We start from the raw sequence: 14,952 nt of genomic DNA, 5'->3' as shown, positions 1-14,952 counted from the left end.
TCAAACGCTCCTGTAAAGAAGCGCTTGAGATATTGATATAATAAGTCTCTTATTTTGAATAATTTTCAAAGAACAATGGGATACTTTCAATTCCTTTATAGAAATTAAAGAGTCCATAATGTTCATTCGGAGAGTGAATGGCGTCAGAATCCAGTCCAAAGCCCATTAATACAGACTTGGCTGCCAGAACTTTCTCGAACATCGCTGTAATAGGAATACTTCCTCCACTTCTGTAAGGCAGTACTTCTTTACCAAATGCTGTTTCCATAGCCTGTTTAGCTGCTAAAAACTCTTTGGTATCACTTTGTAATACATAAGGCATTCCTCCATGGTGAGGAGTCACCTTAACTTTTACAGTTTCCGGCGCTATTTTTTCAAAATATGTTGTGAATTTCTCGGTAATCTCTTCAGGAGTCTGATAAGGTACCAAACGCATTGAAATTTTAGCAAAAGCTTTTGAAGGAATTACTGTTTTAGCACCTTCTCCGGTATATCCTCCCCAGATTCCATTACAGTCTAATGTAGGACGAATGGAAGCTCTTTCAAGGGTTGTATACCCCTTTTCACCTTCTACACCGCTTAATCCGATTGATTTTTTGAATTCTTCAGGATTATCTTTCAGCTTGTTCATTTCAGCTCTGTCCGCCTCAGATACTACTTCTACATTATCGTAGAATCCATCAATGGTAATATGACCGTTTTCATCAATCAGATTAGCAATCATTCTGGAAAGCACGTGGATAGGATTAGGTACAGCACCACCGTAAAGCCCGGAGTGTAAGTCTCTGTTTGGCCCCTCCACTTCTACTTCTACATAGCTAAGCCCTCTCAATCCTGTGGTTACGGTTGGCTGTTCATTGCTGTAGATATGGGTATCTGAGATAAGGATACAGTCACACGTCAGTTTTTCCTTATTTTCATTAACGAAGTCTCCTAAGCTTACAGAACCTACTTCTTCTTCACCTTCTAAAATAAATTTAACGTTACATGGCAGAGTGTTTGTCTTCATCATAGCTTCAAAAGCTTTCAGATGCATAAAGAACTGTCCTTTATCGTCTGCAGCCCCTCTTGCGAAGATAGCTCCATCCGGGTGAAGTTCTGTTTTTTCAATATAAGGCTCGAAAGGTGGTTTTCTCCATAATTCCAACGGATCTGCCGGTTGTACATCGTAATGTCCGTAAACCAATACTGTTGGTAAATTTTTGTCTAGGATTTTTTCACCAAAAACAATAGGATATCCTTTTGTTTCACATATTTCAACGTTATCAGCTCCTGCATTTTTAAGGTGCATTGCACATACATCCGCACATTTCAATACATCATTTTTATAAGCCGGATCTGCAGAAATGGAAGGAATTCTCAGTAACTCAAATAATTCATCAACGAAACGTTGTTTGTTTTCGTTAATGTAATTTAATGTCTCTTGCATTGTAAAAATTTATTTTGTTAAAATTAAAAAAAATGCCTGTCAGAGCCAAGTAAAAGGAGATGATTTTCCCAACTAATTACTTATTGTCTGATAATTGAAGAGCCAGTCATTTATTTTAATAAAAAATGCCCTGCAGAAACAGGGCACTTGTACGTCTTATACTTATAATTAGTGTTCAGCTTTTGGAGCCTCAGCTGTTTTCGGAGCTTCAGCAGATTTTGCAGCAACGCTATCTGTTTTAGGAGCTTCAGGTTTTGCAGCAGCTTCTTCCTTGTGCCCTTCAGCAGCAGCCTCATGACCATGTCCGTGAGCTTCTCCACCTTGTGCATCATCAGAATATCTCTCTACCCCTTCTTCCAGTTTTAAAGTACCCTTATTGCCCCCAGCCTGGATTTTTTTACAGCTTACAGCTACAGTTGCAATCGCTAAACATATAACTAATTTTCTCATGCTTAAATTTTTGATTGCCCAAAATTAAGAAATCTTGCTTTTTTCGGCAACATTTTTAGAGTGATTTTAATATTATTTTCCCTTTTTTGGATTGTGTAAAAATAAGATAGTGTTCTCCACCATCTTTTAAGCCATATTTCTTTTTAATTTCATCAGGCTTTAAAGGGTAGTTTTTTGAAATAATATTGAACTGCGATTTCTTTTTAACACTCTTAGATTCAACTACTTCCATTTCTAAAATCCTTCCTGGAAAATTTTCTTTTTTTTCAGTTGAAGTATAAATATGGGTATTAGGATGAAGTTTTTTAAGTCCAAATTTTTCTGAGATCAAATTAAAGATTCCTGCTTTTAAAATGGAATTATTGGGAATATAAATAAACTTTTCGGGTTCAGAATATTCTGAACGGGCATTTTCTTCTTCCCGAAACATAAAATTAAAAGGTGATTCTCCACTTTCAAGATTCACACAACAGCATATAATTTCGTTTACTTTTTTATTTGACAGAAATATGACAATTTCCTTTACGTCGTTTTTCACAGCAACAATATCAATCCTGAAAATATCCGGTACAACAGAAATAAGGTATTTCAGATCAATCAAAGGGGAAAGTTTAATGATCACCTGGTTAGAAATAGATAATAATTTCTCCTGAATTTCAAGGATATTGGGAGATAAATCCTCCAAAAGAAAAACTTTATTCTTTTGATGATCTCTTCTGGCCGGATCTAAGTAAACAGTATCAAACTTCTCCTGATTTTCACTTAAAAAGTCTTCCAGTTTCTGATTGACAAACTTTGCTTTTTTACCTATAACATTCCAGTTGTGCTCCACAACATTCAGAAGCTCAGCATTTTGTTCCACTATGGTAATGTCATCAAAATTTTGAGACAAATAGTACGCGTCGATTCCAAAGCCGCTGGTAAGATCTATAAACTTTTTCCCTTTTATAATTTCCGATTTATAAAGGGCTGTTTTTTCGGATGATGACTGCTCTAAACTGAGCTGTGGCGGAAAAATAATGCCTTCTTTTAAGAGAAAAGGAAACTTTTTCTCTGCCACCTGTCTTCCTTTGATCTGCTGTACGATTTCCTGCATAGAAACCTCAGGAAATGGAGTTTTTTTTAACAGCAATGCATGTAGATCTGTATGCAGATTGGCATTAATGTACTTTTGAACTTCTTGATTTAATAATTTATTTCCCACAGATTCCACAAATTTCACAGATGATATCTAATTAATATTTCCGTTTATTTTTCGAATGATACTTTTATCAATATAATCAGTATTGAAGTTCACCAATATACCTAATTTCAATTTTGTTAGCTTTAAGTAGGTTAACAATTGCTTATGATGGACATTACTTATTTCCGGAATTGATTTTATCTCAATAATAACTTTTATTTTCTACGATTATATCTGCAATAAAGCTTGAATCAATAGAAATACCTTTAAATTCTATAGGGACAGGAACCTGGGTTTGAATATTCAAACCATTATTTCGCAAATCAAAAGCTAACACCTTTTCATAAACTTTCTCCAATAAACCAGGTCCTAATTCATTGTATACAGAAAATATAGACTTTCTTATATAAAAGCTTATTTCATTTTCATTCATTTGCTATAATTATTTTTTTTAACTCAGATCTGTGATATCTGAGTAATCTGTGGGAACAGTTTAAAGTTTATTCAAACATTTCTGCCCAACGGACTGCCTTTATTTCTTTTTCACTGTATAGCTCCTCAATGGACTTTTTAACGTCTAATTTGGGATATAAATTAACGCCAATCAGTTTTATTTTGCCTTCTTCAACCCATTGCTGCTCTTTAACAGCATGGTCATAGATCTTCTTCTGAACCACTCCCTGTTTTAAAAGCTCCAGATAGCCTCCCGCATCCTCCATTTCAACAAAAAGATCCCAGGCTTTCTCTGCCAGTTGTCTGGTAATGTCTTCTATGTAATAACTTCCGTTGGAAGCATCTTCAAATACATTGATAATACTTTCATAGGCCAGAACGATTTGTTGTTTAAAAGAAATCTCTTCTGAATTTTCAGTGCTTTTTTCTACAAGGTAATTATTGGTAAAAACAGCATCTGCCCCACCAATCATCGCTGAAGCAAGCTCCAGCGTAGAACGGATCAGGTTATTTTCATTATCTGAAACGGCTTTATTTCTTAAAGAGGTCTCTGCAAAAATATAAGGAACTTCATCTAAGCCATATTCTTTGGAAAGTTGATTGAAAATAATTTTAAAAGCTCTCAGTTTAGCCATTTCAAAGAAGTAATTCCCTCCTACAGCCAATCTGAAAATCAGTTTCCCTACAATTTCAGGACCATAACTCTCAATAAGCTCTTTAGCCTTGGCCAAGGCAATACCAAGCTGTTGATAGATGGCTGCTCCGGCGTTCTGGTGTAGGGAGATATCAACACAGATGTTTCTTTTAAAATCTTTGGCCAACAGTTCTTTTGCCAGCTGATCATCAATAATTCCATCTTTTTCATTAAAAACATCAATCAGGGAAAAATATTGATCTTCTTCTTTTGGACTGATATGGCCGGCAAGTTCTTTATTATTAACAAAAATTGTTTTCTCTTCCAGATTTTCTACATTCCGGTCTAATAAAAATGCAAATACTTCGTCTTCCAGGCTTTCGTGGTAAGAAGCTACCAGATGGGTACTTTCTTCAACTTTTGGCAGGTTTACCAGAGGATTCTGAACTTCTGTATAAAAGGGCTTCACCTCTATCCCTTCCAGATTCTCCTTTTCTAAAACAGGGTAAATATCCTCTGTTTTAAGTTGCTTTTTTACCAGGTTTTCCCAGTTTGGAAGTATATTATTTGACATTAGTTTTGTTTATTTGTGATGAACTGCCAATAGTGAACATTGCTTCGCTAGCGAATTTCAATTTAAAAAATCGAAAAGCACAGCGAATTGAGTGTTGCCCTATCTATTCAACTTTTATTATTTCTTGGCGACTTTTGTGCTATCAACAACCAAAATAAAGATCTCTTCATTCGGTTTTTTCATAAAATAATTTTCCCGTGCATATTTCTCCTTTTCCGACTTATTGTTCATCAGTTTTTTATAGAAAGCATCATTCTTTTCGTATTCTTTTTTATAATACTCCAGCTGATCTTCATATTTACTGATCTCACCATTCAGTTCGTTAATTACGAGAAATGAGGTTTTATCAAAGAAAACCATCCATACCAAAAACATGCAGATTGTAATGGTATATTTATTCAGAATATACTTCTGGATCAGCTTCAATGTTTCTGATTTCGGCTGAATGTCTTTGATAAGGTTGTTTTCTTCCATTTTTTTAATGTTTTCTCAACGAGTTTTTAATAACAGTAGTTAAAAAATCAATCGCTACGGAATTCTGTTTCATATTTGGGATAATAAGATCGGCATCATTCTTAGATGGCTCGATGAATTCCTGATGCATTGGTTTCAGGGTAGTCTGATAACGGTGTAATACTTCTCCAAGGTCTCTTCCCCTTTCCTGGGTATCTCTTCTGATCCTCCTGATTAATCTTTCATCAGAATCTGCATGAACAAATACCTTCAAATCAAATTCTTTCAACAATTCTTTGTTGGTAAGAACTAAAATTCCTTCTACTACCAATACGTTTTTAGGTTCTACAGTGACATGATCTCCTGTTCTGGAATGCGTTACAAAGCTATAAATGGGCTGTTCAATAGACTCATTATTTTTTAAAGCTTTAACATGTTTTATCAACAGTTCAAAATCGATGGACTTCGGATGGTCATAATTGAGAGCCTCTCTTTCTGTCAAGGTTAGATTTTGGTTATCATGATAATAATTATCTTGAGAGAGGATATTCATTCCCTCAATATCAAGCTGTTGAAGTATTTTATCAACAACTGTAGTTTTGCCGGATCCCGTACCACCGGCAATTCCTATTACAAGCATTCTTTTTTGTTTCTTTATAGTTGGTACAAATATACTGTTTTAGATAAAATGTAGCAATGTAAGAATATTGAGAAATTAAAAGATTAAAGGATAAAAAATTGAAAAATTCTCCGGGAAGCCCGTTATCCTTGCTATGTAACGTTTATTCCTGGGGTTTCATCTCCGGATTTAATAAAAAAAACCGGTAAATTGATTACCGGTTTTTATTTTTATACTATTTCGCTTGTTAATTCTCTTGAAATTAATTTTTCATGCATAGGCTTCAAAACATCCATTGAGCCTGTTTTTACGGTGCATTTGCCCTTATAATGAACAAGCATTGTGCATTGCTCTGCCTGCTCCAGGGTATGCTTGCATACTTCAATAAGACTGTCTATCACATAATCAAATGTATGAATGTCATCATTATGCAGCACCAGTTTATACACATCGTCCGTATCATCCAGAACGAGAACTTCTTCTTCATATTGACGTTTTGGATTTTCATAGTCTTTTATGCTATTATAAAAATTCATTTTTAACCTATTTTTTAAACTTCTCCGATTTTATCTGCTAAATTATCTAAAGCATTGGGTTCCTGATATACCAACTCAACAAGTTCTACGCTCTTGTTATTCATTTTCAAAATTTTGAAATGGTAGTTTTCAAGGTCAAATTCCTGGTTCTCTTCGGGAATCTCTGCCAGTGCATTAAGAATAAATCCTGCTAATGAGTTATACTCGCTTTCTTCAGAAAGAGGAAGCTTTTTAGGAAGGAACTCATTGATTTCGTCTAAAGGCTGTGTAGCCTGTACCCAATAGGTATTATCTGCTATTTTATCAACAATTTTTTCTTCGTCATCTTCTTCATCCTGAATTTCCCCTACCAGCTCTTCCAGAATATCTTCAAGGGTAATAATCCCTTCTGTTCCTCCGAATTCATCGATAACAATGGCAAGGTGCTGTTTTTTCTGCTGGAAAATCTTCAACAGATCTGAAACTTTTTTACTTTCCACCACGAAAAATGCATCACGCATCAGATCCCTAAGGTCTTCATGGTCAAGATCTCCCTTTCTTTTAACAAATTCCCTGATAATTTCCTTGGTATAGAAAATTCCGATTACATTATCAATGGAGTCTATATATACAGGGATACGCGAATACCCACTATCCATGATCTTGTTGATCATTTCATTAATATCTTCTTCAAAATCAATTGAAGTAATATTCTGTCTCGGAACCATGATCTGCTTGGCGGAATGATCTGTGAAATCAAAGGCGTTTTTAATGATCTCATAATTTTCTTCTTCAATTTCTCCACTATCTGCACTTTGTTTTACCAAAAGCTGCAGTTCTTCTGTAGAGTGAATTTCCTGTTCAGAAGCAGGATGAATTTTTACGAGTCTTAAGAATGTATTCGACATAAGGTTCATCAACCAGATAAACGGTTTGAAAACCGTATAGAAAACTCTCAGTGGAACGGCTGTTGCCATTGTTGTAGCTTCTGATTTTCTGATTGCAATTGACTTGGGTATAAGCTCACCGAAAACAATATGCATAATGGTAATAAACACAAAACTGATTACCAATGCCACTGAAGTGATGGTGGCCTGGCTCATATTGATGCTGAGTGAGTGAAAAATATTTTCAATGATATGATGCAATGCGCTTTCCCCTACCCATCCTAAAGCCAGGGACGCCAATGTAATACCTAATTGTGTGGCAGAAAGATATTCATCCAGATGTTTGATGATATGTTCCGCCTGCTTTGCCATAGAATTACCTTCTGCGGCTTTTATTTGGATTTGTGAGTAACGAACTTTAACAATTGAAAATTCTGCGGCTACGAAAAAGCCATTTAGTAATACGAGAAATAAGGCCAGCAAAAGCCTGACTATGTCCGAGTCCATTTAGAAAGTGTATAAATTTAATTGACTACAAAGATATACAAAATATAAATAACAAAAAAAAGCATCGATAGGATCGATGCTTAATATTATGTTAAAATAATTCTTTATGAATTTTTCAAAGCTTCTGCTCCTGAAACGATCTCCAGGATTTCGTTTGTAATTGCAGCCTGTCTTGCTTTGTTGTAGAAGATCTTAAGATCATTTCTCAAAGCTTCGGCATTATCTGTAGCTTTGTGCATTGCTGTCATTCTCGCCCCGTGTTCTGAAGCTACTGAATCCAAGATTGCTTTAAAAATCTGAGTTTTAATAGATTTCGGAATCAAATTATCAAGAATTTCAGCTCTGTTAGGTTCAAAGATATAATCTGTTTCTACTTCTCCTTCTATACTTTCAGGCATTGAGATAGGAAGAACCTTTTCTGTAGTCACTTCCTGAGTAGCGGCATTAACGAATTTGTTGTAAATAACATAGACTTCGTCAAATTTCCCTTCTCTGAAGCTGCTCATTACTCCTTCTGTAACATTAGCAACCACATCAAAATTCAGATTATCATAAACAGAACTTGCATTAGTATATACTGAGCGGTTTCTTCTTACAGCATCATATGCTTTTTTACCTACAGGAAGAACTTCAATCTCATACTGAGAATTGTTCTGAAACTGAAGGTTAAGTTCCTTAACAATAGAAGAGTTAAAAGCTCCCGCAAGACCTCTGTTTGAAGTAACAGCGATGAAAAGTATTCTTTTAACCTCTCTTTTCTGAGCATATACAGAAATCTGGTCAGGATCAGAGCTAGAATTTACATTCTGGATAAGTTCCTGTAATTTTTCAGAATATGGTCTTAACATAACGATTGCGTCCTGTGCTTTTTTAAGTTTCGCTGCGGAAACCATCTTCATAGCACGGGTAATTTGCATCGTAGATGAAATTGACGTAATTCTGCCTCGTATTTCTTTTAAGTTTGCCATTAATTTGAGTTAGTTGTTGGTTGTCAGTTGTCGGTTGATAGTTTTAGAAAACTCTATAAACTATCAACCAACAACCATCAACTAATTTTAGTTATATTTAGAAGCTAAATCGTTAGCTGCCTGCTTAAGAACGTTTGTAATATCGTTATCAATTTTCCCAGCTTTAATTGCAGCCATTGTATCAGGGTGCTTAGATCTTAGGAATTCGATATATTCAATTTGGAATTCTTTTACTTTTCTGATAGGAACGTTTCTTAATAAGTTCTCAGTTCCAGCATAGATCATAGCCACCTGGCTATCTACCGGAAGTGGAGAGTTTACCGGCTGCTTAAGGATCTCAACGTTTCTTTCTCCTTTAGAGATAACTGCTAAAGTAGAAGCATCAAGGTCAGAACCGAATTTAGCAAACGCTTCTAATTCTTTATATTGAGCCTGGTCTAACTTCAATGTACCAGAAACTTTTTTCATTGATTTGATCTGAGCATTACCTCCTACTCTCGATACAGAGATCCCTACGTTGATTGCAGGACGAACCCCAGAGTTGAACAGATCAGACTCCAAGAAGATCTGTCCGTCTGTAATAGAGATTACATTGGTAGGAATATATGCAGAAACGTCACCCGCTTGAGTTTCAATGATTGGAAGGGCAGTTAATGAACCTCCACCTTTCACGATTGGTCTAAGAGATTCTGGCAAGTCGTTCATTTGCTTAGCGATGTTGTCATCAGCAATTACTTTTGCCGCTCTTTCCAATAGTCTTGAGTGAAGATAGAAAACGTCTCCAGGGTAAGCTTCACGGCCCGGTGGTCTTCTTAAAAGTAGAGAAAGCTCACGGTATGCAACAGCTTGTTTAGATAAATCATCATAAACGATCAATGCAGGTCTACCAGTGTCTCTGAAGAATTCACCGATAGCAGCACCTGCCATTGCAGAATATACCTGCATTGGAACCGGGTCTGATGCGTTGGCAGCAACTACTACAGTATAAGCTAAAGCTCCTTTATCAGCAAGAGTTTTAACGATTTGTGCTACTGTAGATGCTTTCTGACCGATAGCAACATATATACAATATACTGGATTACCAGCTTCAAAAAATTCTTTCTGGTTGATGATCGTATCGATGGCAACAGTAGTTTTACCCGTCTGTCTGTCCCCGATAATAAGCTCTCTCTGACCTCTTCCTACAGGAATCATAGAGTCAATCGCAACGATACCTGTCTGTAAAGGCTCAGTTACCGGCTGTCTGAAGATAACTCCAGGAGCTTTTCTTTCTAATGGCATTTCGTATAATTCCCCAGAAATAGGACCTTTACCATCGATAGGGTTACCAAGAGTATCTACTACTCTACCTAACATTCCTTCTCCTACTTTGATAGAAGAGATTCTGTTTGTTCTTTTTACTGTATCACCTTCTTTTACTAATTTACTTTCACCTAGTAAAGCAACACCTACGTTGTCTTCTTCAAGGTTAAGTACAATACCTTCTACATCACTAGAAAATTTCACCAACTCTCCGTATTGTACGTTTTCTAACCCGTATACACGAGCAATACCATCACCGATGGTTAAAACTGTACCTACTTCCTCAACGTTGGATTGAGTATCGAAGTTGGCCAATTGCTGTTTTAAGATCGCAGATACTTCTGCCGGATTTATTTCTGCCATTGTATGGTTGTTTTTCTTAATTTAATTGAAAATCTTTTTTAACTTGGTTCAGTTTAGCCTTTACAGACGCGTCTACCTGCTGGTCACCTACTCTTAGAATATATCCCCCAAGAATTTCAGGTTTTACATGTAAGTTGATATCAAAATTTGAATCTGCTTTTACCAGGTTGGTAGATCTTAAAATCTGATCAAGGTTCTCTTTAGAAAGCTGTGTCGCTGTAGTAAGAGTGATTCTCTGTACTCCGTTGATATCTTCTACTTTATTGATGAACTCCTGAGCGATATTTCTCAGTTGGTTTTCACGTCCGTGTTTGATCACTAGTCTGATCAGGTTCAGTGAAGAAACTGAAAAATCTTTAAAAATCTGGTCTGCTACCTCTATTTTCTTTTTTGCATCAATGTAAGGGGTAAGGAAGAATTTGTTTAAATCCTGAGATTCAATCATGATCTTCACTACATCTTTCATTTCAGAAAATACAGTAGCCGTTTGGCCTGATTCATTGGTGAAGTCAAGCAAACCTTGTGCGTATCTTTTAGCTACTTTAGATGTAAGCATTATTAGTTAAGGTTAGATTTGTTTAAATAATTTTGAACTAATTCGTTTTGAGCTTCGCTGTTGTCTAATTTTTGTTTCAAGATAGACTCGGCAATGTTTACAGATAAAGTACCAATTTGATTTTTGATATCTGCCATAGCTGCGTTTTTCTCAGCGTTGATAGTCTGCTTAGCAGCTTCGATTAATTTATCTCCTTCAGATTTTGCAGCATCTTTAGCTTCTCCCACGATTCTGTCCTTAATCTCTCTAGCTTCTTTAAGGATAGCATCTCTTTCGATCTTAGCTTCACGAATGATTCTTTCGTTATCAGCTTTTAGCTCTTCCATCTCTTTTTTTGCCAATTTAGCTTGGTTTAATGCATCAACGATAGAAGTTTCTCTTTCATTAACAGCATTTACAATTGGTTTCCAAGCGAATTTAGCAAGAAGAAACAATAGGATAACAAAAGTAAGCGTCATCCAAAATAAAAGTCCAATTCCAGGTTCTATAATTCCCATATCTGTAAATTCTTTTTTAAATGTTATTTTATGGATTGTTTTTTTAAAAATTCTTAGCAGCAGCCAACCGCTTTGCTGCTAAGAATGTTTTTTGAGGATAGATTACTTGATGAAAGCACCAAAGATGATCGCGATAAGACCAGCACCTTCAATAAGACCAGCAGCGATAAGCATTGCTCCTTGAATCTTACCAGCTTGTTCTGGTTGTCTAGCGATAGCATCCATTGCGTGACCACCGATTTTACCGATACCAAGACCTACTCCTAGTACTGCTAAACCGATACCTACGTAAATTAATCCTGCTCCTGTTGATAAATCCATAATAAATAAATTATATTAGTTAAAAATTATTTTAAAATTCTTTTCTTTTAATTAGTGAGCGTGCTCTTCGTGACCATGTTCATGCTCGTGTTCCGCAACTGCAATTCCGATAAATAAAGCAGATAATACAGTAAAGATATACGCCTGTAATGCTGCTACCAATAATTCCAATACTGAAACAAATAACGCCAATGGCACAGATGCAAATCCTAAGAATGGAGATTTGAAAATGAAGATCAATGAAACGATCGCTAAGATCATGATGTGTCCTGCTGTAACATTAGCAAAAAGTCGCATCATTAAAGCAAAAGGCTTTGTAAAGATTCCGATAATCTCAATTGGAACCATAATTGGATACAATAAGATTGGAACTGGTGGCATAAAGATATGTTTCCAATAATCTTTATTTGCACTGAACAATGTAATCAACAATGTAATAACAGCTAATACTGCTGTGATTGCAATGTTACCAGTAAGATTTGCTCCGAAAGGAAAGAAAGGAATCAATCCAAACAAGTTATTAATCCATATAAAGAAAAATGCAGTTAATAAATAAGGCATATATCTTTTATACTTAACAGATCCTATATTTGGAATAGCCACTTCATCTCTGATAAATACAATCACCGGCTCCATTAATCGTCCAATACCTTTTGGAAGTTGAGATTTCTTGTAATTTCTTGCCATTCCAATGAACACTACGGCCATAAAAATTACTGACAAGAACATTGAAGCTGCGTTTTTCGTTATTGAAAGATCAAAAAACACTTCGTTTGGTTTTTGCTTTCCACTAATGATCGAAAACAAAGTAGCTTTTTCAACACCTTTAGTAGAAACTACCTGTCCATGTTCTAAAGTATAACCATCATGCTCGTGCCCGTGTGCTATACTACTGGAAAGAAAAGTATGCCATCCTTCATTATCTTTAATGATAATAGGCAAAGGGATAGAAACGTGATGTTCTTCACCACTGTCGTCTTTTGTAGTCCATAAATGCCATTCATTAGAATCACCAATGTGCTCCATGATCATTGTGGTCGCATTGAAGCCTTCTTTCGCTTCTTTGTTCTCTACTTTTTCCGCTGATTTCTCTCCATCAGATTCGTGTTGAGCAGAAGCTAAACTGCTTATAAACACAAATAAAAATGCGAAAAATAATGAAGAAATTTTTCTGTTCATATCTCTTTTTTAATCGTGTGCAAATATATCGATTTTATTAAACTTTACCAATATTAAAAATTGATTTTTATCATCAAAAAAATCAAGACTTATTAATGAGTTTTATTATAGGTATATAAATAAGGAACGATGCGATAATAAAACAGATCACTATAAAGAGAAAATTAGTCTTTGTCTTATCTATTAATATTAAAGAAATGGTAAGCCAAATAATATCTTTACAAATATTAATAACAAGAAATTTCATTCCTGCATCCTCCTTACCATACAAATATTTTTTAAATATTATATATACTATTATATTAAGCAATGCTATTAATAATACAATAATAAAACAATCCAGAAAATTCATGCTGCAAAAATAAGATTATAATTTTTGAAACAAAACAATTCTTTATATAAGGTAGGGAGTTGGAAGATGGGAGTGCTATTGCATAGAGTTACAATTTTAATTTATTTCATTAAAAATGATCTTATAATTCTTAACTTAAAAAATATCTTATTAAAGAGTCTTATTTAGTTTATCGGCTTCAAAAACTTTCTTCTCCTACCTCCAACTTCAATCAAATCCTTATAATATTAAGTCTATCATACTCAGGTTTCTTAAAAATTCCTTATTTTTGCAAACCTATAATTTACAATACATATGTTTAATAGTTTACAGGATAAATTAGACAAGGCATTACATAATATTTCCGGACGTGGAAAAATTACAGAAATCAATGTAGCGGAAACCGTAAAGGAAATCCGTAGAGCATTGGTGGATGCTGACGTTAACTATAAAGTAGCAAAAGATCTTACTAAGAGAGTTCAGGATAAGGCATTAGGAGAAAATGTACTTACTTCTCTTACTCCGGGACAGTTGATGACCAAAATTGTTCATGATGAATTGGTAGATCTTATGGGAGGTTCTCAGGAAGGAATCAATCTTTCAGGAAAACCTGCTGTAATTCTTATTGCCGGTCTTCAGGGTTCCGGTAAGACTACGTTCTCAGGAAAGCTGGCTAATTATTTACAGACAAAAAGAAATAAAAAACCTTTATTGGTAGCTTGTGACGTTTACCGTCCTGCTGCTATTGATCAGCTAAAAGTCTTAGGAGGACAGATTAATGTTCCGGTTTTCACTGAAGAAGGTTCTACCAACCCGTCTACGATTGCTGAGAATGCAATCAATTTTGCAAAAGCCAACAACCACGATGTGGTCATTGTGGATACTGCAGGTCGTTTAGCGATTGATGAGCAGATGATGAACGAGATCAAATCTGTACATTATTTCATTAAGCCGCAGGAAACGCTTTTCGTAGTAGACTCTATGACAGGTCAGGATGCTGTAAACACAGCAAAAGCATTCAACGAAGCTTTAAATTTTGACGGAGTTGTGCTTACCAAATTAGATGGTGATACAAGAGGGGGTGCTGCATTAACCATCCGTTCTGTAGTAGAGAAACCAATCAAATTTATTTCTACAGGAGAAAAAATGGAAGCTTTAGATCTTTTCTACCCTGAAAGGATGGCAGACAGAATCCTGGGAATGGGAGACGTTGTTTCCTTGGTAGAAAGAGCTCAGGAGCAGTTTGACGAAGAAGAAGCTAAGAAACTTCACAAAAAAATTGCTAAAAATGAGTTTGGTTTTGATGACTTCCTTAAGCAAATCAACCAGATCAAGAAGATGGGTAATATGAAGGATTTGATGGGAATGATTCCTGGAGTTGGAAAAGCAATAAAAGATGTAGAAATCAGCGATGATGCCTTCAAGCATATTGAAGCTATCATCTATTCTATGACTCCTGACGAAAGAAGAAGACCTTCTATCATCAATACGCAAAGAAAGAGCAGAATTGCTAAAGGAGCAGGAAGAAAAATCGAAGATGTGAATCAGCTGATGAAACAATTCGATCAGATGGGCAAAATGATGAAGATGATGCAGGGCCCTCAAGGAAAGCAAATGATGCAGATGATGAGCAAAATGCCAAATATGCCGGGAATGGGTGGTATGCTTGGAAAGTAATTCAGACAACAACAATATTCATAAAAAACTCTCAGAATTTCTTCTGAGAGTTTT

17 protein-coding genes are annotated in these 14,952 nt (G+C 35.5%); 1 reads left to right on the top strand and 16 read right to left on the bottom strand.

Annotation, left to right across the window (positions count from 1 at the left end; genetic code table 11):
• Positions 1 to 49 precede the first annotated feature (49 nt).
• From MP478_RS06740 to atpB, 16 genes are all read right to left on the bottom strand, one after another.
• Positions 50 to 1,429 carry a dipeptidase gene (locus MP478_RS06740; RefSeq protein WP_257199985.1) on the bottom strand — a complete coding sequence of 460 codons (1,380 nt, stop codon included), beginning with the start codon at positions 1,427 to 1,429 and terminating at the stop codon, positions 50 to 52.
• 168 nt (positions 1,430 to 1,597) lie between these two features.
• Positions 1,598 to 1,879: a hypothetical protein gene (locus tag MP478_RS06735; RefSeq protein WP_257188947.1), complete on the bottom strand. Its 282-nt coding sequence runs from the start codon at positions 1,877 to 1,879 to the stop codon at positions 1,598 to 1,600.
• A 55-nt stretch (positions 1,880 to 1,934) separates the two neighbouring features.
• A complete protein-coding gene (locus MP478_RS06730) occupies positions 1,935 to 3,083 on the bottom strand; it encodes a class I SAM-dependent methyltransferase (protein WP_257199984.1) in 1,149 nt (382 codons plus the stop codon).
• Positions 3,084 to 3,110: 27 nt separating this feature from the next.
• A complete protein-coding gene (locus tag MP478_RS22520; RefSeq protein ID WP_306592605.1) occupies positions 3,111 to 3,221 on the bottom strand; it encodes a GxxExxY protein in 111 nt (36 codons plus the stop codon).
• Between the two features lie 43 nt (positions 3,222 to 3,264).
• The gene (locus MP478_RS22515) at positions 3,265 to 3,495 is read right to left on the bottom strand and encodes a GxxExxY protein (protein ID WP_306592603.1); all 231 of its coding nucleotides are present in this window, start codon (positions 3,493 to 3,495) and stop codon (positions 3,265 to 3,267) included.
• Between the two features lie 67 nt (positions 3,496 to 3,562).
• Complete coding sequence (locus MP478_RS06720) at positions 3,563 to 4,723, bottom strand: methylmalonyl-CoA mutase family protein (protein ID WP_257188949.1); 1,161 nt, start codon at positions 4,721 to 4,723, stop codon at positions 3,563 to 3,565.
• 117 nt (positions 4,724 to 4,840) lie between these two features.
• On the bottom strand, positions 4,841 to 5,197 hold the full coding sequence (locus tag MP478_RS06715; RefSeq protein WP_230035303.1) for a septum formation initiator family protein: 357 nt from the start codon (positions 5,195 to 5,197) through the stop codon (positions 4,841 to 4,843).
• Between the two features lie 4 nt (positions 5,198 to 5,201).
• Positions 5,202 to 5,816 carry a uridine kinase gene (gene udk, locus MP478_RS06710; protein ID WP_047494887.1) on the bottom strand — a complete coding sequence of 205 codons (615 nt, stop codon included), beginning with the start codon at positions 5,814 to 5,816 and terminating at the stop codon, positions 5,202 to 5,204.
• 209 nt (positions 5,817 to 6,025) lie between these two features.
• Positions 6,026 to 6,331 carry an ATP-dependent Clp protease adaptor ClpS gene (locus MP478_RS06705; RefSeq protein WP_084083893.1) on the bottom strand — a complete coding sequence of 102 codons (306 nt, stop codon included), beginning with the start codon at positions 6,329 to 6,331 and terminating at the stop codon, positions 6,026 to 6,028.
• Positions 6,332 to 6,345: 14 nt separating this feature from the next.
• Positions 6,346 to 7,704, bottom strand: a complete 1,359-nt coding sequence (locus MP478_RS06700) for a hemolysin family protein (RefSeq protein WP_230035301.1) — start codon at positions 7,702 to 7,704, stop codon at positions 6,346 to 6,348.
• Between the two features lie 104 nt (positions 7,705 to 7,808).
• Positions 7,809 to 8,672: an ATP synthase F1 subunit gamma gene (gene atpG / locus MP478_RS06695; RefSeq protein ID WP_257188950.1), complete on the bottom strand. Its 864-nt coding sequence runs from the start codon at positions 8,670 to 8,672 to the stop codon at positions 7,809 to 7,811.
• A gap of 87 nt (positions 8,673 to 8,759) precedes the next feature.
• The gene (gene atpA / locus MP478_RS06690; RefSeq protein ID WP_230035297.1) at positions 8,760 to 10,337 is read right to left on the bottom strand and encodes a F0F1 ATP synthase subunit alpha; all 1,578 of its coding nucleotides are present in this window, start codon (positions 10,335 to 10,337) and stop codon (positions 8,760 to 8,762) included.
• A 16-nt stretch (positions 10,338 to 10,353) separates the two neighbouring features.
• Positions 10,354 to 10,893, bottom strand: a complete 540-nt coding sequence (gene atpH, locus MP478_RS06685; RefSeq protein ID WP_230035295.1) for an ATP synthase F1 subunit delta — start codon at positions 10,891 to 10,893, stop codon at positions 10,354 to 10,356.
• A 2-nt stretch (positions 10,894 to 10,895) separates the two neighbouring features.
• Positions 10,896 to 11,390, bottom strand: coding sequence for a F0F1 ATP synthase subunit B (locus MP478_RS06680; protein WP_257188951.1), 495 nt, complete (start codon positions 11,388 to 11,390; stop codon positions 10,896 to 10,898).
• A gap of 102 nt (positions 11,391 to 11,492) precedes the next feature.
• Positions 11,493 to 11,711 (bottom strand): ATP synthase F0 subunit C, encoded by a 219-nt coding sequence (locus MP478_RS06675; RefSeq protein ID WP_007844726.1) that lies wholly within the window; start codon positions 11,709 to 11,711, stop codon positions 11,493 to 11,495.
• Between the two features lie 51 nt (positions 11,712 to 11,762).
• On the bottom strand, positions 11,763 to 12,890 hold the full coding sequence (atpB, locus tag MP478_RS06670) for a F0F1 ATP synthase subunit A (protein ID WP_257199983.1): 1,128 nt from the start codon (positions 12,888 to 12,890) through the stop codon (positions 11,763 to 11,765).
• A gap of 646 nt (positions 12,891 to 13,536) precedes the next feature.
• On the opposite strand from atpB, the gene ffh reads away from it, so the two are divergent.
• Positions 13,537 to 14,898 carry a signal recognition particle protein gene (gene ffh, locus MP478_RS06665; RefSeq protein ID WP_230035293.1) on the top strand — a complete coding sequence of 454 codons (1,362 nt, stop codon included), beginning with the start codon at positions 13,537 to 13,539 and terminating at the stop codon, positions 14,896 to 14,898.
• Positions 14,899 to 14,952 lie beyond the last annotated feature (54 nt).

The sequence above is a fragment of the Chryseobacterium sp. WG14 genome (genome assembly GCF_024586945.1).
GTDB lineage: Bacteria > Bacteroidota > Bacteroidia > Flavobacteriales > Weeksellaceae > Chryseobacterium.
This window is presented reverse-complemented; position numbering and strand designations above follow the sequence as displayed.